This window comes from Rossellomorea sp. GQ25 (assembly GCF_059758515.1).
Window position 1 is genome coordinate 853,777 of the sequence record NZ_JCAXEQ010000002.1, and the last position, 21,791, is coordinate 875,567.

At 42.1% G+C, this 21,791-nt stretch carries 17 protein-coding genes; 3 read left to right on the forward strand and 14 right to left on the reverse strand.

What is annotated here, in order from left to right; genetic code table 11:
* Nucleotides 1-114: 114 nt before the first annotated feature.
* Nucleotides 115-3,258, reverse strand: coding sequence for an efflux RND transporter permease subunit (locus tag AC6CIB_RS10065; protein WP_498280187.1), 3,144 nt, complete (start codon nucleotides 3,256-3,258; stop codon nucleotides 115-117).
* Between the two features lie 152 nt (nucleotides 3,259-3,410).
* Between AC6CIB_RS10065 and AC6CIB_RS10070 the strand changes: the two genes are divergently transcribed.
* Complete coding sequence (locus AC6CIB_RS10070) at nucleotides 3,411-4,265, forward strand: TetR/AcrR family transcriptional regulator (RefSeq protein ID WP_498280189.1); 855 nt, start codon at nucleotides 3,411-3,413, stop codon at nucleotides 4,263-4,265.
* Nucleotides 4,266-4,748: 483 nt separating this feature from the next.
* On the opposite strand, the gene AC6CIB_RS10075 is transcribed toward AC6CIB_RS10070, so the two are convergent.
* The 10 genes from AC6CIB_RS10075 to AC6CIB_RS10120 form a co-directional block, all read right to left on the reverse strand.
* On the reverse strand, nucleotides 4,749-5,174 hold the full coding sequence (locus AC6CIB_RS10075; protein ID WP_498280191.1) for a DUF1284 domain-containing protein: 426 nt from the start codon (nucleotides 5,172-5,174) through the stop codon (nucleotides 4,749-4,751).
* Between the two features lie 14 nt (nucleotides 5,175-5,188).
* Entirely contained in the window at nucleotides 5,189-5,842 is a 654-nt protein-coding gene (locus AC6CIB_RS10080) for an NAD-dependent epimerase/dehydratase family protein (protein WP_498280193.1), read from the reverse strand.
* Between the two features lie 156 nt (nucleotides 5,843-5,998).
* Entirely contained in the window at nucleotides 5,999-6,217 is a 219-nt protein-coding gene (locus AC6CIB_RS10085) for a hypothetical protein (protein WP_498280195.1), read from the reverse strand.
* The gene (locus AC6CIB_RS10090; RefSeq protein WP_498280197.1) at nucleotides 6,201-6,350 is read right to left on the reverse strand and encodes a hypothetical protein; all 150 of its coding nucleotides are present in this window, start codon (nucleotides 6,348-6,350) and stop codon (nucleotides 6,201-6,203) included. Before AC6CIB_RS10090 ends, AC6CIB_RS10085 begins: the two co-directional genes overlap by 17 nt.
* A gap of 12 nt (nucleotides 6,351-6,362) precedes the next feature.
* Nucleotides 6,363-6,557, reverse strand: coding sequence for a hypothetical protein (locus AC6CIB_RS10095; protein ID WP_498280199.1), 195 nt, complete (start codon nucleotides 6,555-6,557; stop codon nucleotides 6,363-6,365).
* Between the two features lie 116 nt (nucleotides 6,558-6,673).
* A complete protein-coding gene (locus AC6CIB_RS10100) occupies nucleotides 6,674-8,638 on the reverse strand; it encodes a hypothetical protein (RefSeq protein WP_498280201.1) in 1,965 nt (654 codons plus the stop codon).
* 43 nt (nucleotides 8,639-8,681) lie between these two features.
* Nucleotides 8,682-9,953 (reverse strand): ATP-grasp domain-containing protein, encoded by a 1,272-nt coding sequence (locus tag AC6CIB_RS10105; RefSeq protein WP_498280203.1) that lies wholly within the window; start codon nucleotides 9,951-9,953, stop codon nucleotides 8,682-8,684.
* Nucleotides 9,954-10,332: 379 nt separating this feature from the next.
* The gene (locus AC6CIB_RS10110) at nucleotides 10,333-11,052 is read right to left on the reverse strand and encodes a YebC/PmpR family DNA-binding transcriptional regulator (protein ID WP_498280205.1); all 720 of its coding nucleotides are present in this window, start codon (nucleotides 11,050-11,052) and stop codon (nucleotides 10,333-10,335) included.
* 143 nt (nucleotides 11,053-11,195) lie between these two features.
* Complete coding sequence (gene gntK, locus AC6CIB_RS10115; RefSeq protein ID WP_498280563.1) at nucleotides 11,196-12,707, reverse strand: gluconokinase; 1,512 nt, start codon at nucleotides 12,705-12,707, stop codon at nucleotides 11,196-11,198.
* An 88-nt stretch (nucleotides 12,708-12,795) separates the two neighbouring features.
* The gene (locus AC6CIB_RS10120; protein WP_498280207.1) at nucleotides 12,796-14,139 is read right to left on the reverse strand and encodes a GntP family permease; all 1,344 of its coding nucleotides are present in this window, start codon (nucleotides 14,137-14,139) and stop codon (nucleotides 12,796-12,798) included.
* 307 nt (nucleotides 14,140-14,446) lie between these two features.
* On the opposite strand from AC6CIB_RS10120, the gene AC6CIB_RS10125 reads away from it, so the two are divergent.
* A complete protein-coding gene (locus AC6CIB_RS10125; RefSeq protein ID WP_498280209.1) occupies nucleotides 14,447-15,298 on the forward strand; it encodes a MurR/RpiR family transcriptional regulator in 852 nt (283 codons plus the stop codon).
* Between the two features lie 560 nt (nucleotides 15,299-15,858).
* Nucleotides 15,859-17,268 carry a sodium:solute symporter family protein gene (locus AC6CIB_RS10130; RefSeq protein ID WP_498280211.1) on the forward strand — a complete coding sequence of 470 codons (1,410 nt, stop codon included), beginning with the start codon at nucleotides 15,859-15,861 and terminating at the stop codon, nucleotides 17,266-17,268.
* Between the two features lie 73 nt (nucleotides 17,269-17,341).
* Here the strand turns inward: AC6CIB_RS10130 and AC6CIB_RS10135 are convergent, their stop codons facing one another.
* From AC6CIB_RS10135 to AC6CIB_RS10145, 3 genes are all read right to left on the reverse strand, one after another.
* Nucleotides 17,342-18,664, reverse strand: a complete 1,323-nt coding sequence (locus AC6CIB_RS10135; RefSeq protein WP_498280213.1) for an aspartate aminotransferase family protein — start codon at nucleotides 18,662-18,664, stop codon at nucleotides 17,342-17,344.
* 51 nt (nucleotides 18,665-18,715) lie between these two features.
* Entirely contained in the window at nucleotides 18,716-20,101 is a 1,386-nt protein-coding gene (locus tag AC6CIB_RS10140; RefSeq protein ID WP_498280215.1) for a YjiH family protein, read from the reverse strand.
* A gap of 132 nt (nucleotides 20,102-20,233) precedes the next feature.
* Complete coding sequence (locus AC6CIB_RS10145) at nucleotides 20,234-21,604, reverse strand: sigma-54 interaction domain-containing protein (protein ID WP_498280565.1); 1,371 nt, start codon at nucleotides 21,602-21,604, stop codon at nucleotides 20,234-20,236.
* Nucleotides 21,605-21,791 lie beyond the last annotated feature (187 nt).

Here is a 21,791-nt window from a genome sequence, read left to right on the forward strand (position 1 = left end):
TCCACATTATTGCGGCACTTTTGCCGTTTGTTGCGCCAAATTGTGAACAACCTTCACAAACCCTATAAAAAAATACGAAAAAAGCAGCCCCTCAACAGGACTGCTTTCCTCGACTTACCCTTTTACTACCTTACGTTTACGTCGACTGGTCTTTCCTTTTATCTTCATCAGGATTTCATACACGATCGGCACAATGACAAGTGTTAATAGCGTCGAACTTGTCAGGCCGCCAATCACGGTCACACCCAGACCTTTCGAGATCAATCCGCTTCCTTCAAGACCTAATGCTAATGGGAACAGGGCCCCGATTGTCGCAATAGCTGTCATAAGGATCGGTCGAAGTCGGGTGGCACCGGCTTCTAGTAACGCTTCCCTTGTTGATAGACCTTCGTTTTCTTTATGAATCACCCGATCAATCAGGACGATTGCGTTGGTTACAACGATACCAATCAGCATGAGAGCACCAATCATGGAAGAAATACTGATCGTTTCACCTGCGATCAATAGTCCAACCAATGCCCCGATGATCGTAAATGGTAACGAGAACAGAATCGCAAATGGCGCAAGACCTCCGCCGAACGTGATCACCAGGATCAAGTACACAATGGCAATGGCTGCGAGCATCGCTAATCCTAATTGTGTGAAGGATTCCTGGATGTCTTCTGTTACTCCACCCATGTCTACGTTGATACCCGCTGGCAAATCAAGCTCTTCGATTTCTTTTTGAATGTCTTGCGAAGCTTTTGATACATCATCCGATTTTAATTCTCCGCTCACTTGAGCAAATACTTTTCCGTCCCTTCTTGAAACGGTATCAGATGTCTTACCTTCTTGAACTTCAACGACGTCTTTAATCGGAACTTCCATTCCAAGTGGCGATTCGATGGTTTTATCCGTCAAGTCGTTGATGCTTTCGTAGTCTTCCTTTTCAACGTCTAAATAGACATTTACCTCTTCTCCATCCTTCTCGATGGTGGTGAGGACTGGACGCTGACGTGACTGACCAAGTTCCATGGCGATTTGACCCGCTGTCAGGCCAAGCTCACTCAGTTTTTCCTGATCTGCGATGAACGAATACTCATCGTACGATTCAGAGATACTTGATCCTACTTTTTGAAAATCTTTTTTATCTTCCATCATAGCTTGAATATCATTTACAACAGGTTCGATTTCTTTCAGGCTTTCACCGTACACGTACACGACAATTTCATTGCTGCCGGCACTTGCGGAGAAATCTTGTGAAGCCCATTCCCCTTTATCTGTTGTTTCTTGCAGTTTTTTAATGACTTGTTCTTTTTCTTCAGAGAATTTCTCTGTATCGTCGCTATATTGAACATAGAATATTGCATTGTTCGAGCTTCCCGGACTCATTGGGTTCTCTCCACCAACCGAGTACTGAATCGTTTCGGCACCTTTACGTCCTTGGTAATACTCTTCTGCATCTTGAGCGATCTTATTTACCTCTTCTTCTGTTTGACCCGGATCCGGTTTATACGTTGCCATGATCATCTTTTCTTCATCTGATGGAAGGAAACTTACTCCTATGAGCGGAACCAGGAACAAGCTTCCAACCAGCATCGCGACAGCCAGGATTGACGTGATGATTTTATGGTTCAGCGTCCAATTTAATACGCCCTTGTACCACTGGGCTAAACGACTTTGCTTTTCCACATGCTTCTTCCCTACACCCTTTTTAAACATCGAGTGGGCAAGCATCGGCACAATTGTTACTGCCACAAGAAGTGAAGCCAATAGGGCAAATACGATGGTCAATGCAAATGGAAGGAATAATTCCCCGATCATTCCTTGAACCAATCCTAATGGAAGGAACACAGCGATCGTTACAATCGTAGAAGAAGCGATCGGAACGAACATTTCCTTCGTTGCTTCCCGAATCAATTCTTTTCCTTTCAGCATTTCACCTTTAAGGGACATCCTTCGGTAAATGTTCTCTACTACTACGATGGAGTCATCAATGACACGTCCAATGGCTACAGTCATGGCACCGAGAGTCATAATATTTAACGTGATATCCATCTGTTTTAAAAGTAAAATCGCGATTAGTAGCGATAGTGGAATCGATACGACGGAGATTAGCGTCGATTTAATATCCCGTAAGAATAGCAGGATGATGATGACCGCAAATATGGCACCAAATAATGCTTTGTTCAGCATGGTGCTGACTGATTCTTCAATCGGTTCACCTTGGTCAAAGGTAGAGATGATTTCAACCCCATCCAGCTCTTTTTCAAAAGCTTTCACTTCTTCTTTTACCGCGTTTACAACGTCTACCGTATTGGAATCTGCTGTTTTCACCACTTGAAGTCCAATGGATTCCTTCCCATTGGTTCTTGAAATCGATTCGGCTTTCCCTTTTAGTTCGATATCAGCAATGTCTGATAGTTGTACGGTTGGAATCTTGATCCCGGCAGGTGCTTCACCGGCAGGCGGAGCTTGAGGAGCTTGCCCCCCAGGTGTTTGCCCTTGTGAAGCTTCCACAGACCCACCAGTTGAAGGCGTCACAGGAATTTTCATCTCTTTCAAATCTTCGATCGTTGTAATATTTCCATCAACCATCACAGATTTCTGACTGTCTTTAAACGTGTAAAGGCCTAATGGTGCTGTCACATCAGAACCTTTGATCATATTTTGGACCGTTTCTTCGGTTAAGCCGTATTGAGCAAGCTTTTCCTGATCAAAAACGACTTGTGCTTCTTGAACTTGTTGACCTGAAACTTGAACAGATGCTACCCCATCCACTCCTTCCAACTGTGGCACGATCGTTTCTTCTACAGTCGAAGTTAATTGAGCAAGAGATTGGTCATCATTTGCTACACTGAGTGCGATAATCGGGAAAGCGTTAAAGCTTAATCTTGATACTTCCGGCTCATTCACCCCTTCTGGAAAAGAAAGATCCGAAAGAGCATCTTCAACTTCAGTCTTTGCTTCTTCCATATCTTTCGAAAACTTGTATTCTATCTGAACGGCTGAAGCATTTTGATAAGACGTGGAGCTGACAACGTTTACCCCATTTAAATTCTTCAAACGTTTTTCAATTGGTTCTGAAACCTTTTCGGCTACATCTTCAGGCGTAGCTCCCGGATACACCGTCGTAACACTTACAATCGGGGTATTAATGTTTGGTAAGGTTTCGAGTTTCATATTAAATCCTGAATATAAGCCTGCAATAATGACGATGATGGTCATTAACCATACGGCAAACTTATTCTTGAGTACGAAATTAATAATACTATTCACTCTTTATTCGTCCCTTCTCTCATTTCTCTGACCGACTAGTCATAACATAATCTAATATAACTGACCGATCAGTCATTAGTCAATATACTTATAAAATAAAAGGTTTATTTATTGTGACCAATCGGTCATAATAGAGTCAAGGAGAGGAAAGCATGAAGGAAAAAGAGAAATTAATTATTGAAACATCGATTAAGCTGTTTGCCACGAAAGGATTTAACGCCACCTCGGTGCAAGAAATCGTGAACGAGTGTGAGATATCAAAAGGTGCATTCTATTTGTATTTCAAATCAAAGGAAGCTCTTCTGTTAGCCATCATGAAATACTATTTTAAAATGATCACGGCTAAAGTAAATGAGATTGAAAACGAGGATTTGCCTCCTTATGAAAAATTCCAAAAGCAATTAGAATGTCAGTTTATTGAAATTTGTAAACATAAAGAGTTTATCATTATGCAGATCAGAGAGAATGCCATGCCGTTTAACGATGAAATCCATGATCTCCTCAGTGAGATGAAAATGGACACCCATCGCTATTATAAAAGAAGATTATATGGGATATACGGAAAAAAAATCGAGCCCTACTTCTGGGATATCACCATGATGATTCAAGGTTTTTTCCATTCTTATTTAGAATTGGTGATGCTTGATAAAATCGAATTGGATTTTGCCTATTTATCCCACTTTATATTGAAGCGTACCGATGATTTAGTGGAAGGTCTACTAAAAAGCGGGGATCAGCCTGTTCTTTCCTTTGAAAAATTGGATGATCTGGTGAAGGATTTCACTTTATCTAACAGGATAAATGAGTCTACACTTGTTCATATGATCGAGGACGCACGTGAAGTGGCAGAGGACGAAAATACCAAGATTTCGTTAGAAGTCATTCAAGAGGAAATTCAAAAGGATGTAACCCGGCCGGTCGTTATTAAAGGAATGATTGTGAATCTTGAAGAGGACCCGTCGCTGAAGCATCTCGTGAATGCCTTGAGACATTATTATACATTCTGACCACGAAAGACCCGCTTAGTTCAAATGCGGGTCTTTTTTATTTTATAGAAAAAGTAGTAGTTGATTTCCTTTCCAGGATGCTCGCTTTCCGCGGGGCTGGCGGTGAGCCTCCGGGGTCTCACCTGTCTAGCTACAGGGCTTAGGAGCTCGAGGTCATAAGCCAAGTTTGCCAAAAGGCAAAAAGCGCCTTTCCGGCAGACTCCACTTATGCTTGTCGCCCCTGGGCAAAGCCCTTCCGCTTTTCGTACTGTCCAGCTACAGGGCTTAGGGGCTCGAGGTCATAAGCCAAGTCTGCCAAAAAGGCAAAAAGCGCCTTTCCGGCAGACTCGACTTATGCTTGTCGCCCCTGGGCAAAGCCCTTCCGCTTTTCGTACTGTCCAGCTATTCCCGCAGGAGTCGAGCACCTGCAATGAGAACCAAATTTCATAGTCTAGGTTTCTTATAATAATATCTATAAAACAACACTCTTTTTAGAAAATATCTTTAAGCCAAAACATTCTCTCTCAACTTTCCGATCCCTTCCTTACAAACCCCATACTTTAGCCAGGAGCAGCCTTCACATAATTGGTCAAGGTCCTCTGGCTTTACCTTTTGGGCCGTTACACTGATCAATGCCGATTTCATATAGACGTCACCGTGTTTCAAGCCTAAATGGTTAAGAACTTTGCTATCTAACGAAAGTACATGATCATTGGAGTCCGCACTTTTTTCACATGCTGATTTCCCCTTATGAGGACAGGCCTGGCAGGCATCATCGAAGGACTGAACAATCTGGATTGGGAAATCCAAATCGTCGTTTCGTATCTCTCTCACTATGTCAGCCATCACCTTAACAAATTCAGGACTGTACCCCATACCTTTAAACCCATGGGTGCAAAGGAGATGATGTCCTCTAAGTACTCTCTTCATTTTATCCTCCCCTTTTACAGCTGCTGAATTTGATCCGATTCATGAATGGTTACTTTTTCACCGCCAGGGCCATTGGCGTCACGGTACATTCCATAAGCCACCTGACGTCCCGAGATGCTTCTGTATCTTTTCAACCTGCCTATCATTACTGGACGGATGGCTCTGGAGAAGAGTTCTCCCGCTTTTTCTCCAAGGCGGAATTCATCTCTTTCCCCTAATAGAAGGGCTGGCCTGAAAATATGCAGGGCTGGATAGTAGAGTGCTATTAAGTCTTCCTCGAGCTCCCCTTTCACCTTACTATAAAAGAACGGTGAACCTAAGCTCGCCCCAATAGCTGATATGACCATATATTGTTTGGCTCCATGATCTTTACCGAGCCTCCCTAGTTGAACGGGGTACTCGTAATCTACCTTTCTAAACGCTTCCTTCGTCTGCGCTTTCTTGATGGTCGTTCCAAGACAACAAAAGACATCATCGATTTCCTCGTGGGGCAGGAGCTTCATCTGATCGAATGGGATGATTCGTTCATCCAACTTTTCATGCTTCACTCCACTGCTTCTTCTCACGAACGAAATCACTTTTTTATACTCGGGACCCTTGAGTAGTATTTCAATCAAATGGGAACCAACTAATCCCGTGGATCCTGCTACCAACGCTACTTTCGACATTTTCATTCCTCTCTTCCAAGTAACTATGTCTAATACCTAGTATAGGGCTTTTTTATCTATTTAAAAAATACTTCAAACAAAAAAGGTGCCAATCATGTGACTGACACTTTTTTGTATAATGAAACAAAAGATTAAAGTTCTTTATTCTCACGTCACCTACAACTCTTCATCCTCAAAAAATTGCTGTAATTTCTCGTCTTGTTCTGGATCTGCATTTTCCGACGCATATGGATTGTCCTTGACTCCTGCCGTATCCATATTAGTTTTGATTGCGAGAAACGGTCCTTTTGGTTCCTCTGCTATGACACGGTCGTTTAACTGTTTGAAATCGGGCATGTCTTCATTTCCTTTATTCACTCTACCTTCCTGCTTCAATCGTTTCACCACCATTCTTATAAGCGATTAGAATAATATCCTCTTTCGTTTGCTGACGAAGTTCACTCTCCATATTCAACACTTGATTTAACGTATCTTCTGATAGGTTTGCCACCGGAAACTCTTTATTCATCTTTTTTCACCTCTAACTATTTTCAATGGCTTGTCCGATTTCTTTTTCTGCAATGAAACCGTTTCCTTCTTCTATTGCATGATGTTCCTCTACTGACTCTCCCGGCACATACACTTGACTAGGGTTGCGAACCTCATTGTTCAGTGTAAACTCAGGATTAAGCGGTGTGTCCATACGTAGATCTTCAGGTTTCTTATGATCTCTCATCTATTCCACCTCCATTATTATATTTAGTATGGCTACTGATAAAAGAATCATCCAAATTTCATGTGGATCAAAAAAAGCGTTAAGCAACTTATGCTGCTTAACGCCCCGATTCATCTTCAAACCCACGTATAATCCCTTCCCCAGCTATCCCGTGCAAGATCTTTAATTTTATCAACAATCTCATTTTCCACAGCAAAAGCATCTCCCTGTTCATAAGGATTGTAGTGGAAAGCGTAAAGCCTGGAAACAAACTCGTGAAATGGAAGAGAGCATTCTCCTTCTAGTTCCCCGTTTTCCATGACGGAAGGTTCGATACCCTGACCCCAGTTCTGAGAGCCATCGTTATTCGGATTATAGAAATAGATCCGATATTCTCCCTTGGGATCTTGAGTGATTCTCAGAATCGAAACGGCATGGAATCCAAGGAGCTTTCCATGAACATTTGTGATGAAGATCCCGACCGGATTCGGATAGATCAAGCCGTAGTCATCATTGTATTCGGGGTGGTGAGTGGCATAGAACAGGCGAACGAATCCCGGATAGTCAGAGATGAGACCTGTTAGTGAATCAATGACTGTGCTAAACCCTTTTTGAACCCAATCTCCATAAAATTCCGGATTCACCCAGCGGTGTCCATCTTCCCCTCTAAGCGATACGCGTCTCATCATCTCACTATAAATACGATCAAGATGAGGAACGAGAACAAGTGACACAGGATCAAGCTCTTGATGAAGCTCAGGCGCCAGCCCTCCACTTAAGTCTTTCGAATGGACCGGTGTACCTTCAAACATAATATCGATATCTCCATCCCTCGCAGCCCTTGGAATCAGTTCGAGTAAATATCCCGGAGCATGCTGTGCCCAAAGGCTGATACCCCGTGCTGTTTGACAGGTCGGATTTAAGCCTTGGCCTATCCCGATAGGTTGACCGAGGACATTGATGACACCGGCAAGAAGGACAGAATTTGCTGTAATTCCGTCTCCAGTTTTACACGAATTAAGGAGCGTCTTCCGTACTTCCGGTCGAATATCAAGTTCAATCAGCCTTTTCAATCCCGGTGATACTGGAGATGATGATAATACTCCCCGTTCAAGCATAAGAGCTAGTCCGTAAACCGATTGCTTTGTGGCTGGATAGATTGCCACTTTTATGAGCTGGGAGACAAGCTCTGAATGTTCATCCAAATTTGCTTTTCCTTTGTCATTTAACTGAAGGGCAGCCGGAATAAGCTCTTGAACCTTTCTGCTTAGGAACCTTAGTAAAATCGCATGCTGAGGTGCGACGAGCCCCGTTTCACGCATGGATCGGGCAAAGGCAACAGCTTCCTTCTCCAGTTCTTCCTGAGACAAATTCATAAGCTTCTTACGGTATTCACCCGGTTGGACAATGCTTTTGCTTAAGAGGGACGGACCTTCAATAGCAGACACATACTTATCTAAAACAAGTCGTTCCGCTACGCTTAAGTCTGAATGAAGCATCTTCTTCGCTGTTTCAATCATCGACACTGTCCGCTTCACCATGATTGGACGTTGTGCAGTCAACCGTTCAATTTCTTTAATCAGTGTAGTCGTAAGTGCTTGATAGGAAAGCTTATCAGATAGAAATCGAAATAACTCCGTTGCTCTTTCACTCTGCTCTCCACCTTCAATCCGTGCTGCTTCTGTTGCTTCAGGGAAAAGCAGGTTCAGATTCAGAACCATTACTTCATTGAGGAAATCCTCTGCCATTTCAGTCGAAACATCGGGATGTTTATATTGACCTTCGGCAATGGATAGCATTCTTAACTCACTAAGAATTTCAATGATCGAAGGAAGCCCCTTCGCTTGAAGTGACCCGGCCACAAGAGGTGGTTGAAGCTTGGACGCCTTTTCCCAGGGACCGTCCTGGAAGACCCCGGCCTTTTCAAAGCGACTTGCGCTTCGATATAAAATTTCCAGTCCTTCATCCGTATCCAACAATCTTTGCGCTTCCTGATAGACGTCAGTTTGATACATTGACTTTGCAAATGAAGCCGCGCTCTCCAGATCATTAAGCGCTTGCAGAAATCGATCTTCCAGCTTAGACGTTAATTCAAATGCCATTTCAAAACTCCTTTATCGATCAGAATACCTGTGGATTATGGAATTAGATATAGAAGTTAAACTGTTCATATTCCTTTAATAGACCCCTCATGATTTCACTGTCTTCCCCGTAGAAGAAGATCGTTCCGTAATGATTACCGAAGCCGATTCGCTGAGCTACTTTCCCTTGAGCCGGACTGAACATATCATGTTTTTCAAAATAGGCATGGTTCTCCAGTTCATCGGGTACCTCCAGTTTCTCCACATAATTAACATGAGGATGGACCATTAAACAACCTGCATGGGCTTTTGCCTTTTCACCTGTAGAAGGGAAAAACTCTCTCAGCTCTTCTTCTGTTGTATTGGGATCACTACAAAGGATTTGAGCTTGATATGCATTAAATCCATATGCCCGCTCAATCAAATCGAAGATATGTCCGCCGGGGACTCTGGCTGCGACTTCACCGAAATGAAGCGTACCATCGGATGTAATGAAATATTCCGGATGAATAACACCGTATTCAATCTCAAACGCATCAATGAGCTGTTGAATCGCCTCACGGATGATCGGCCGCTTTTCTTCAAGGGTTGGAGATGCCGGTACGAAATTAGAGTAGCCTAATCGCACATACTCCGTTATATTTAAAAATTGGATCTCTCCATTATGAATAAACGCTTCACACGAGAATTCCTGTCCGTCTAAATGACTTTCCATCAGAAGCGGAAACTCAGACTCAGTGAGAGCATCGATATCTTCCGGATTCTCAATGGCACGGTGTCCGACAGACCCTGCTTTATCAAGAGGTTTTACGTGAATGGGATCGTTCTTATCTCCTTCGACTTTCAAGAGGGCTTCATTCACACGTTTCAAGAAGCGCCTTACATCTTCCTTGTCCCGTGCTTCTTCAAATACACCTACTTTGATTCCGGCAATTTGCGCTTTACGCTTCATCATCCCTTTATCTCTTAATAGAAGAGAACGGTTGAAGACGCGTGGTTCGTTACGGAAACGGGAATTTAATGCCCCGGACCACTCCACACACTCTTCATACAAAGGAACAGCCACTTCTGCCCCCATTGCCTTCAGCTGCTTATAAAGATGATCTGAACCTTCATTTAACCGATCAAAGTCCCAGCCGATAAAGGCAATTTCATGTTTTTCTGCATATGCTTCAAAATCACGCGGGCCGACTACGACGAAAGGTCTATTTAACTTCGTACACGCTTCGATTGCCGGCAGACTCCAACCGATCAATGCCGTTAGATAGGGTTTGGTTTTTTCCTTTCGATCCACGTTCTGTTCTGCTTGTTGCAATTCGAGTTGATCTAGTCCCATAATTCCCTCTCCCTTTTCACGTTTTAGTCAGATTCTTCTTTAGCATAACAAAGCAGATAAGGAGAATGAAGTATTTTGCTGAATTTTCAATCTATTCGACAAATAAAGTGGTAAAGTGACATAATCAGCGGGGATGTTCTTTCCGTGAGAGGGTTTGGTTTGATTGAGATTGGGGCTAAATTTTTTATGCGTCGTTTCCCGGATTTATGCGTCTTTTTTTTGATTTATGCGTCATTTTCAGAATTTATGCGTCTTTTTACTAAAGTTGTGCGCCATTTAACAATATTAGGAAAATGACAACCAACTCTATCATAAAGATCCATTCCTTCTCCCAATAAAAAACCCCTAATGCGCTCAGCATCAGAGGTCCTTCATTCTATTACTCACCTAAATCAACATTATGATATACCTGCTGAACATCTTCCAAATCTTCAATCGCATCAATCATTTTTTCGAATTGAGCTTGACCGTCTTCTGGAAGTTCGACATCATTCTGCGCAAGCATTGTCAGTTCCGCTACTGTAAACTCAGTGATACCGGCACCTTTAAACGCTTCTTGAACCGCATGGAATTGATCTGGTTCAGCGTAAACGATCACAGCTTCATCTTCTTCAATAATATCACGTGCGTCTACATCCGCTTCCATCAGAATCTCCATTACTTCTTCTTCTGATTTCCCTTCAATACCGATAACGGCTGTTGCATCGAACATGTAGGCAACCGATCCGCTTACACCCATGTTACCGCCATTTTTACCGAAGGCAGCACGTACTTCGGAAGCTGTACGGTTTACGTTATTCGTCAAGGCATCAACAATGACCATGGAACCATTCGGACCAAAGCCTTCATAGCGAAGTTCGTCATAGTTCTCTTCTGAACCACCCTTTGCTTTTTCAATGGCACGGTCAACGATGTGTTTCGGAACACTGTATGTTTTCGCACGCTCAAGAACAAATTTCAGCGTTTGGTTAAGTTCTGGATCCGGCTCGCCTTGCTTTGCCGCAACATAAATCTCGCGACCGAACTTCGCATAAATACGACTAGTATTCGCATCCTTAGACGCTTTCTTTTCTTTAATGTTATTCCATTTACGTCCCATATTGTTTCACTCTCTTTCACATTTATCTATGACTACTGCTTCAATCTTAAAAGGTATTTTCATTACTATTATACATGAAAAAAACTATTTTTGGCTAAGTGATTCCTTGCCACCATTACCTGAAAAAAGCCAACTCATATGAGTCAGCTTCCTTCCTGATAAGCACTAATCGCTTCATATTCTGCTTCTAATAAACGTGGCAAGCGAATAAAGATCGGCATGAGCTTACGATATGCTTCTGTAGCCTTTGGATCTGGTTGGTGAGAATGTACAGAACCGACCATTTCACTTACTTCTTCAAGTGAGTCGATCATTCCGCTGCCATACATTCCGAGCACCACCGCCCCGAGACAAGAGCTTTCGAAGCTTTCCGGCACTTCCACTTCCTGATCAAATACGTCGGCAAGCATTTGACGCCAAATTTTAGAACGGGCAAATCCACCGGTTGCCTGCACTCTTGTCGGCGTACCTATTAATTCTTCCAGCGCCAGAAGAACACTGTATAAATTCATGACAATTCCTTCTAAAACGGCACGGATCATATGCTCTTTTTTGTGATGCATGCCGAGTCCGAAGAAGGATCCGCGTGCTTTTGCGTTCCAAAGAGGTGCCCGTTCCCCTGCCATATATGGATGGAAGAGTAATCCTTCTGAGCCCGGTTCTACTTGAGAAGCAATATCCGTAAGGACTTCATAAGGATCTTTACCTAACCGGCCCGCCACCTCGACCTCTGCAGAAGCCAGTTCGTCCCGCACCCAACGGAAGATCATGCCACCGTTATTGACAGGGCCGCCAATCACCCAATGATTATCCGTCAAGGCATAGCAGAAAATACGTCCTTTCGGATCCGTTACCGGACGGTCCGTTACAGCACGAATCGCACCACTCGTGCCGATCGTAACGGCTACGACACCTGGTTCAATGGCATCGACGCCAAGATTCGATAGAACTCCGTCACTTGCTCCGACGACAAACGGTGTGTCGGCTGATAGGCCCATCATGTCCGTATACTCAGATTTCAATCCAACTAAGCTTTCAGTCGTTGAGACAGGAACCGAAAGTTGATCCTTTGTGACACCTGCCACCTTCAACGCTTCTTCATCCCAAGCCAGGTTTTCCAGATGAAACATACCTGTTGCAGATGCGATTGAATAATCCACGACATATTTTCCGAAAAAGCGATGGAACACAAATTCTTTAATGGATATGAATTTAGCCGCTTCCCCAAATAATTCCGGTTCTTCACTCTGCAGCCATGCAAGCTTTACAAGCGGGGACATCGGGTGAATAGGAGTCCCTGTTCTACGATAAATCTCCAATCCATTCATTTCTTTTTTTATCTTATCCGCCCATTCGGCACTTCGGTTATCAGCCCAAGTAATGGAAGGAGTCAATGGCTGGTCCTTCTCATCCACCAGGATCAAGCTGTGCATAGCAGAGCTGAACGACACAAACGAAATTTTCTCATTTGTATTCGAGGTCACTTCCTTTATACAACTGATGACGGCACGGAAGATCTCTTCGGGATCCTGTTCAGCGGTTCCCGGTGCTGGTGTATGTAATGGATATTCGACCCCATGACGATCGATCGCTTCTCCCTTTTCATTAAAAAGTACTGCTTTTGTACTGGTTGTCCCGATATCGACACCAATCATAAATTCTGACATCTTCGTTCCTCCTAAATAAATAGAGAAAGGAAGAAGCGACATGGCTCTTCCCTCTTCCACTATATTCTATCCTATTTTAACTAATGAAAATCCCTAAAATGAATACTACGGCAAACCCAACAAACCCGATGAGCGTTTCCATCATCGTCCATGATTTTAACGTATCTTTCACATCTAATCCAAAATAACGGTTCACTAACCAGAATCCGCTATCGTTTACATGAGAGAAGACAGTTGCTCCTGCAGCAATGGAAATAACCATTAAACCAAGGACCGGCCCTTCTAAACCAAGCGTGGAAATTAATGGACTCATTAATCCCGCTGCCGTCACCATGGATACAGTGGCTGAACCTTGTGCAACCCGTACCACCATGGCAATTAAGAAAGCTAGGGCAATAGGAGGTAAGCTTGAACCGGCCATCATTTCCCCAAGTACTTCACCGACACCTGAGTCGATCAGAACTTGCTTGAATACTCCACCGGCACCTGTAACAAGGATGATGATTCCAGCCGGCTCAAGTGCTTTTGTCGCAATATCCTGAACTTCCTGACGGGAATATCCACGTTTCGTTCCTAATAATGTAAACGTCAGTAGAGTCGCAATCGTTAACGCTACGAACGGATGACCTAAGAAAGTTAAGATCGAACGAATGGTATTTCCTTCATCTAGCAAAACACCCGAAAGCGTATTCAATAAAATGAGCACTAAGGGAATAGAGATAAGTGACGCAATCATCGCAAAGCTCGGAAGTTCTTTATCGTACTCAATCTCTTCCACTTGCATATAATCAGGAACCACTGCATGAATTCGTTTCGAAATGAATTTTGCAAAAAGTGGACCAGCGATAATCATGGATGGAATACCGGCAAGAGTACCGAATAAGATGACCCAGCCAAGATCCGCTCCAATTAAATCAGCAACAGCAATCGGTCCTGGAGTGGGCGGAATGAAGCTGTGTGTTACAGCAAGACCCGCAAGTAAAGGAATCCCATAGTATAATAGCGACTTTCCAGTTTTCTTTGCCAATCCATATACAATTGGTACAAGAATGATGAATCCGACATCGAAGAATACAGGAATGGCTACTAAGAAACCTGTAATACCTAACGACCACTGGGCCTTGTCTTCACCAAACTTATTAATCAGAGTTTGAGCGAGACGTTCCGCTCCGCCTGAAACCTCAAGCATACGACCGAACATTGCACCTAAACCAACAACCACTGCGACAAACCCGAGGGTTCCTCCCATTCCGTTTTGAATCGAAGCAACAACTTCCTGAAGAGGCATCCCTGCGGCGATCCCTACAATTAAACTTACTAATAATAGGGCAACAAAAGCATGAAGCTTCGTTTTGATAACTAAAAATAATAGAAGAAAAATTCCGGCTAATGCAACTAAAATAAGCATTTGATCAGACATCTCTATCCCTACCTTTCTTTCATGACGACAGCTTGGCTGCCAGATTTTTTATAACGATTGATCCTGACTACCCGGGAAAGTAAAACGTTTACAATTTCCTCTATGTAACTTCTACTCTCTGACCTACTAAACGGAAATGGCTTAAAGGAAGTTCATTTCATAGTGTAAGATAATCAGGAAAATTATTTTCTGTATATCTCTATTATAAAAAATATTTTTCTTTTTGCAACCGTTTACAGAAATTATTTTTATTTTTCTATTATTCTTGTATAATAAAACTATGAAAACCCTTACAGGAGTGATGTCTATGAGTCAACATCAGCATTGTTTAGCCAGTATACGCTCACACTATCCTCAATTTAGCGTGACCGAGAAAAAAATTGCCGACTATATACTTGAAAATCCAACTGAGATTATTCATTCAACCATTAATGGTTTAGCAGAAGATTTAGGAGTCGCGGACTCCACTGTCTTCCGCTTTTGTAAACGAATCGGCTTTAAAGGATACCAAGCGATGAAAATCGCTCTTGCTTCAGAAATTGTGACGGGACTTAAGGATATCCACGAGCGCATCAATGAGGGGGATACGGCACAAACAATTGCCACAAAAGTATTCCGATCGAACATCAAAACCATCGAAGACACCTTAATGGTCGTTGATGAAAAGAAACTATTAAAAGCTGTGGATATTATGAGCAGCGCACGCTCAATCGAATTTTTCGGTAGTGGCGGATCAGGCGTCATCGCCCTTGACGCCTATCATAAATTCATTCGAACCGGTCTGCGCGTTCATGCTGCAAGCGACAGTCATATCCAGCTGATGACCGCATCCCAAATGACGAGTGAAGATTGTGCTGTATTCATTTCCCACTCCGGTTCAACGAAAGATATTCTCCAGGTTCTTGATATTGTCAAGGAAACAGGAGCCAAGACGATTTGCATTACGAATTTTGCAAAATCTCCTTTGAGCCAAAGAGTCGATACACCGCTTTTCACTGTCTCAGAAGAAACCGATTATCGCTCTGAAGCCCTATCCTCCCGAATCGCACAGTTAACATTAATTGATGCTCTATATGTCAATTTGATGATGAGAAGGGAAATGGAAGGTCAGGATGCACTCCGGAAAATGAGGAAAGCTATTTCGGTTAAGAGACTATAAAAGGTCGATCAGTGAAAACTGATCGACCTTTTTAGCACCATCATTTATTACCTAAAACTCATAAAGCAAACGCTAACATAGTCATTTATACCCAAAAAACAGGTTTAATAATAGGTATAAAGAATGATTTTACACTCTTTCCTTGTCATCATTTATTTAATATTTCTAATAATTCCTTCTATTTCTGTACCAATTGCCCTGTATAGGATTAAAGGGTAATCCATTTTTCACCACGACATCATCACCGTCTAAAAAACTTGTCAAATCAGGTTTTTCCAGCATTTTTTATCGAAACGAATATATGCTAAGGTTAATGAGAAATGTTTTTACGTGAGACAAGCATTCATGAAAAACATCACAACGATAGACATTTTCAAGCCTCTTTCTACCTCTAAACTCATAATTGATAGTTTTAGATTATTTAATTGTTGGTAGAATCATTTATACCTTCCTTCAAGGCTAAAATGTGTGTAACATTTCACCGGTGATCAACATTGTGATTAAAAAATGAATCAACGTTCTCTCGCGTGAACAAATATTGTTCAGGAGATGATCGTTTTATGGAAATACAACAAAACCCACAGTTACTTTGGTTTATTGGAATTTATGCAGTACTCATGATTGGTATCGGGACGTATATGTCAAAGAAAGTATCCAGCAGCAATGATTTTATTTTAGCTGGAAAAAGTCTTGGTCCATTTGTATTAATGGGTACATTACTTGCTACATGGACTGGCAGCGGAAGTATATCAGGAGGAGAAACTTCTGTTGCTTACAACTTTGGACTCATTCCTTCGTTAATGCTTATGATTCCGACACTTGTAGGAATCGGAATTCTTTACCTAGTTGCTCCTAAAATACGTGCATTCAGTAAATATACAGTTTCAGCGATCCTTGAGGAGAAGTATGGTTCCACTGCACGTAATCTTTCAAGCGTCATTATTATCTTAGCTTATGTTGGTATCGTCTCTTACCAAATGAAAGGTTTCGGTTTCATCCTTAACTTAACAACAGGCATGTCTGTTGGACTGGGTACGACAATTGGTGCAGTCCTGATTATATTTCTAGCCATGATTGGCGGCTTACGTTCTGTCTCGCAAACGGATGCTCTCAGTGGATTCCTAATGGTCGGCGGATTAATCATCACTGTTCCTACCATTTTCTTTATTGCTGGGGGATGGGATGAGATTGTTAATAATGTACCAACATCTCATATGACAGCTACTGGAAACTTATCAATCATTCAATTAATCGGTTATTTATTGCCATCTCTATTCTTATTGCTTGGTGACCAAAACATGTACCAACGCCTGGCATCATCTAAAGGAGATTCTTCATCAAGAAAAGGTCAAATTGGATGGCTCATTGCAATGATCATCATTTCTCCAGCCATCTCCTTAATTGCCTTTGCGTCCCGTTCTCTATTCCCGGATATTGACCCGGGGATGGCATTAATGGCAACGACGGTTGTGATGCCGATTGGAATCGGAGGAATTCTTTTAGCTGCAGCGGCTTCATTTATCATTACAACAGGAAATTCGTACCTATTGTCTGCCGCAACCAATCTGACCTATGATATATACGGAAAATATATCAATTCAAATGCTTCTGATGAAAAACAGTTGAAGTTAACAAAGATCTTTATTGTTATATTGGGTGCTGTAGCCTTTATTATTATCAATTACTTCCCAAGTGTGCTGGATGTTCAGATGTACGCTTACACCGTCTATGGTGCCGGCATTACCCCCGCGGTCTTAGCCGTTTTCTTCTGGAAACGAGTGAATGCCGCCGGAGGAGTTTCTTCTATGTTAGCAGGGGTCATTTCTACATTAGTTTGGGAAATCGTCCTTCAAAAACCATTTGATCTAAACAGTGTTGTTATTGCTGTTCCGTTAGCTGTTATTGTGTTGGTCGTAGTGACTCTTATGACAACAAATAAGAATGATGTTCAATTGCAGCAAACTTCATAAAAAAATGTAAATAGGCATGACTCCCGGTACAATGGTGTACCGGGAGTCATGCCTTTCTCATGTTTGGGAAATATCAATCTAAATGGCTCATTAATAATTCTTCATATTCTGTTACTGCTTCGTCCAGCATCCGCAGTCCATCATCAATTTGTTCTTTTGTTACAGTAAGTGGCGGAATCATACGGATCACTTCACCATGATTGCCGCACAAGTAGAATAACACTCCTTTATCCAGGGCCCGATCAAGGATGTCCATTAAGCCTTCTTGATTTGGTTTTCCTGTTTGAGGATGAACGATTTCAATGCCAATCATCAGTCCGACTGATCGAATGCTACCGATCACGTTATGTTTCTCCTTCAAAAGCTCGAGTCTGGAAACGGCATAAGCCCCCATCGTTTTCGTATTATCGAGAAGTTTTTCTTCCTTCATGACTTCTAATGTAGCAAGTCCAACGGAACACGCAATCGGGTTTCCTCCAAACGTCGTCCCATGGCTCCCAAGAGGCCATTGTTTCATGAGCTTATTGGATGCGACCGTCGCGCTCAGGGGAAGCCCCGAGGCAATCCCTTTTGCAATCGCCATGATATCCGGTGTTACATCAAAGGTTTGAGCGGCAAACCAATTTCCCGTACGTCCAAAGCCTGTTTGGACTTCATCGAAAATCAGTAAAATATCGTGACGATCACATACCTCCCTTACTTTTTTGAGCCATGCTTTCGGAGGAACGATATACCCACCTTCACCAAGAACAGGTTCTAAGATGACACATGCTACCTCTTCAGGAGTGACCTGATGATTAAAGAGAGTTTCGAAATCCTTTTCAAGCTTCTCAACAACATACTGGACTGAGTCAAGTCCCTTAGGACACTCTCGTTCGTTCGCATATGGAACCTGATAAGTCAGGCCTGATGGCTGCATAAACTTTCGATACTTACTCTTAGAAGTCGTGACACTTAACGCACCAAGTGAACGTCCGTGAAAACAGCCGGTAAAGGAAACGACATAAGGACGCTTCGTTACATATTTCGCAAGCTTGATTGCTCCCTCAATCGCTTCAGTACCACTATTGGCAAAGAAAAAACTATCTAAATCTCCTGGAAGAATCTCCGCCAGCTCATCAGCCAATCGAAGGATCGATTCATACATGATCACACCTGAAGGGCCGTGCATCAGCCCATCTGCTGCATCTTTAATCGCTTGTACAATTTTTGGATGACGATGTCCTACATTCGTTACGGCAATTCCAGAGGTAAAATCAAGATATTTCTTTCCGTCCAACCCGTAGTAATAGCACCCCTCTTCTTTTACTACCGGTAAGTTCGGGTGATCCTTTGCCATACTGGGTGCCAGACGATTAGGCATATTTTGAATAAGCTGTTCAAATGTTTGTTCCATTCTAGTAACCTCCATATTTGTGACAGACAAATTTGTTTTTTATTGATTCTCTTACATAAAGAAGAAATGAGCCAATAAAGCTACGATAGGTAAAGTAATAAGCGTACGTTGGATAAAAATGATGAATAAATCTAAAAAGCTGACCGGAATCTTGGACTTGATTAATAGAATACCAATCTCAGACATGTAAATTAATTGAGTCAAGGACATGGCGGCAATGACGAATCTTGTTAACTCACTCTCAATCCCACTGCCTACTACAGCAGGTAAAAACATGTCTGCAAAACCAACGATCATGGCAGGAGCCGCATCTGACGCCTGTGGAATTTGCAATAGCTCTAATAGTGGAACAATCGGATAAGCCAATACATTAAACACAGAAGTATATTCCGCTACCACTAAAGCAATAGTTCCAAGGGCCATTACTAAAGGAATAAGACCAAACCAGATATCCAGGACGTTCTGGAATCCTTTTTTTGTTACCTCTCCGACACTTTTCACTTCTGATGCTTTTTCTACTGCTTTTTCAAAGCCCCATTGAAAACGAGATACATTTTCAGGAACGGTTTCTGAGATTTGCATACCAACCGGCTCATAATAGGTGTCTTTTTTGCGGGAAAGAGGCGGAATACGCGGACATATGACCGCAGCTGCTATCCCTGCAATAACCACTGTCGCATACAATTGAACAAACATGAATTCCAATCCGATGAAGCTGACAATCACAAGACTAAAAGCGATCGAAGCAACGGAAAAGTTTGTCGCAATGACTGCTGCTTCCCGCTTTGTGTAGTAGCCCTCTTCAAATTGTTTCGTTGTAATCAATACGCCGACGGTTCCACTCCCCATCCAGGATGCAAGAGCATCGATAGACGATCGTCCCGGCAATTGGAAAAGCGGCTTCATGATTTTCTGCAACAGAGTACCGAAGAAATCCATCAATCCAAAATCTAAAAGCAGGGGCATCAATAAGCCTGCAAATAAAAACCAAGTGGCTAAGACAGGAACTAACGAATACAATACGGTTCCTCCCGTAAAGTCAGAAATAATCCACTCAGGACCTCTTCCATTTACCGTCATAACCGCAAATATCGAACCGAGGACACGAACAGCGATCCAAAAGTAGCCTACGTCGAATAGTCCTTTTAAGAATGATTGATTGACAATCCACTGAGGTTTAAAAACTTTTGTATAAATAGCCATAAGAGCTGATACACCAAAAACCACTGTCATGAATAATGGCAGTACCCCTTCCAGCATCCCTTGAAAATAAGAAGCAAATATCCCTACCCCGATTGTCATATTCCCTTCATACGTAACAGGCACTAAGAACAACAATACCCCTAATAAGGACGGAATGATAAACTTCATTGCTTCCCTTGCCGTTTTGCCTGACCGGGTTTCTAATTGGCTAACATTTTGTTTTCCTACTTCCATTGTCAAACACCCCTTTAAAATTTATCCATAACCCCTAAACATTCGAGAATCACTTATGCGTCGTATTAATATCCCCCTTCTCCACCTTTCAGTTCTTTTCACCTTTCTACCTGCAAGTTCCATGCCAATATTTTATTTAATTTTGTATTTTTTAAGTTTTCTGACTATTGAAGGTTGACTAATTCCTAAGTTTTGAGCCATTTGGGTAGTAGTCTTATGCTTCTCCCTCGCATTCTTTAATACTTGTTCTTCGACTGATTCAAGAATGTCTTTTAATGATTGACCATTGTGCTCAAATCCTGAAATATCAGCACTATGCTTTATGTATGGACCAGGCAGGTTTTCCATTTCAATTAATGGCTTAGAAGATGTTACAATCAGCCTTTCAATTAAATTCATTATCTCTCTGACATTCCCTTTCCAGTCTTGAATCAACAACTGATGAACAACCCCTTCATCTAACTCTCTTTGGCGATGATATTTTTCACAAAAATGGTTTACAAAGTAATCGATCATCGTAATAATGTCTGATGTTCGCTCTCTCAATGGAGGAATCGTAATAGGGACCACATTCAAACGGAAGAATAAATCCCTCCTGAATTCTTTCTCCTCTACAGCCGCCTCTAAATCCTTGTTCGTAGCTGCCAGAACCCGGAAGTCAACCTTCCTTTGCTTCGTACCGCCTACGCGATAAAATTGTTTCTCCTGGATGAACTTTAGAATTTTGACCTGGTTCGATAGAGATAACTCCCCTATTTCATCCAAAAAAAGGGTACCGCCTTCAGCGAGTTCTGCTAATCCTATCTTTCCTTTGCGGTCCGCTCCCGTAAAAGATCCGGGTTCATAGCCAAAGAACTCTGCTTCAAATAACGAGTCTGGTATCGCTCCACAGTTGACCTCAATGAACGGGCCGCCTTTTCGCTGACTTTTGTTATGTATGAATTTCGCGATATGGGACTTACCGACACCGGATTCCCCTAGCAGTAGGACGTTCACATCGACTTCTGCTACTTGCAGGGCAACCTGTAACACCTTTTTCATCTCATCACTTGAGGCAATGATCCCTTCCGAATAGTAATGACGGCTCCTTAGGATTTCAAGTTCGCTTTTCACCCTCTCCATCTCATCTTCCATTTCCGTTAAATACTTTTTCATATTCAATAATTCCGTTACATCATGGGAATAGCTTACGATTCTCACTAGTTCACCCGTTTCATTGAATACCGGGATCCCTGTAACAAGCAGTTTCTTACCTTCTTTACTCGTCTGGACCAACGTTATTTTTTTCTTTTCCTTTAGAACAATCGGAGTTAATATTGGAGAAAAAACGCCTGCTTTTTCCAGATCATATACAGATTTCCCTACCATTTCTGCCGAGTTCACGTTATATATGTCTCCGGTTGCGTCACTTACTTTCAAGATAATCCCATCTGTATTGGTTACTAAAATATCATCTTGCAGCGAATGAAGAATCGCTTCATTTTCATTCCAACTTTTTTTCATTTCAGTCACAGACAGCATCCCCTTTGCAAGTCTTGAAATTATTCAATAATGAATAATTATCCTGATTAATTTTATATTAATTCATTTATACCAAAGTTTTTTGACTTTTTATACATTTTTGAATAATTTATTCATAAATAAATACTTTTTACTATAATAGGTTGAGAAATTATTTTACTATTCAAAT

Coding starts and splice junctions, on each gene's coding strand:
- AC6CIB_RS10075 (WP_498280191.1), bottom strand. CDS start 5,174: ATGAAGAGAGTACTTAGAGGACATCATCTCCTTTGCACCCATGGGTTT.
- AC6CIB_RS10070 (WP_498280189.1), top strand. CDS start 3,411: ATGAAGGAAAAAGAGAAATTAATTATTGAAACATCGATTAAGCTGTTT.
- AC6CIB_RS10080 (WP_498280193.1), bottom strand. CDS start 5,842: ATGTCGAAAGTAGCGTTGGTAGCAGGATCCACGGGATTAGTTGGTTCC.
- AC6CIB_RS10095 (WP_498280199.1), bottom strand. CDS start 6,557: ATGAGAGATCATAAGAAACCTGAAGATCTACGTATGGACACACCGCTT.
- AC6CIB_RS10130 (WP_498280211.1), top strand. CDS start 15,859: ATGGAAATACAACAAAACCCACAGTTACTTTGGTTTATTGGAATTTAT.
- gntK (WP_498280563.1), bottom strand. CDS start 12,707: ATGATTGGTGTCGATATCGGGACAACCAGTACAAAAGCAGTACTTTTT.
- AC6CIB_RS10120 (WP_498280207.1), bottom strand. CDS start 14,139: ATGTCTGATCAAATGCTTATTTTAGTTGCATTAGCCGGAATTTTTCTT.
- AC6CIB_RS10090 (WP_498280197.1), bottom strand. CDS start 6,350: ATGAATAAAGAGTTTCCGGTGGCAAACCTATCAGAAGATACGTTAAAT.
- AC6CIB_RS10125 (WP_498280209.1), top strand. CDS start 14,447: ATGAGTCAACATCAGCATTGTTTAGCCAGTATACGCTCACACTATCCT.
- AC6CIB_RS10135 (WP_498280213.1), bottom strand. CDS start 18,664: ATGGAACAAACATTTGAACAGCTTATTCAAAATATGCCTAATCGTCTG.
- AC6CIB_RS10145 (WP_498280565.1), bottom strand. CDS start 21,604: ATGAAAAAAAGTTGGAATGAAAATGAAGCGATTCTTCATTCGCTGCAA.
- AC6CIB_RS10140 (WP_498280215.1), bottom strand. CDS start 20,101: ATGGAAGTAGGAAAACAAAATGTTAGCCAATTAGAAACCCGGTCAGGC.
- AC6CIB_RS10110 (WP_498280205.1), bottom strand. CDS start 11,052: ATGGGACGTAAATGGAATAACATTAAAGAAAAGAAAGCGTCTAAGGAT.
- AC6CIB_RS10105 (WP_498280203.1), bottom strand. CDS start 9,953: ATGGGACTAGATCAACTCGAATTGCAACAAGCAGAACAGAACGTGGAT.
- AC6CIB_RS10100 (WP_498280201.1), bottom strand. CDS start 8,638: ATGGCATTTGAATTAACGTCTAAGCTGGAAGATCGATTTCTGCAAGCG.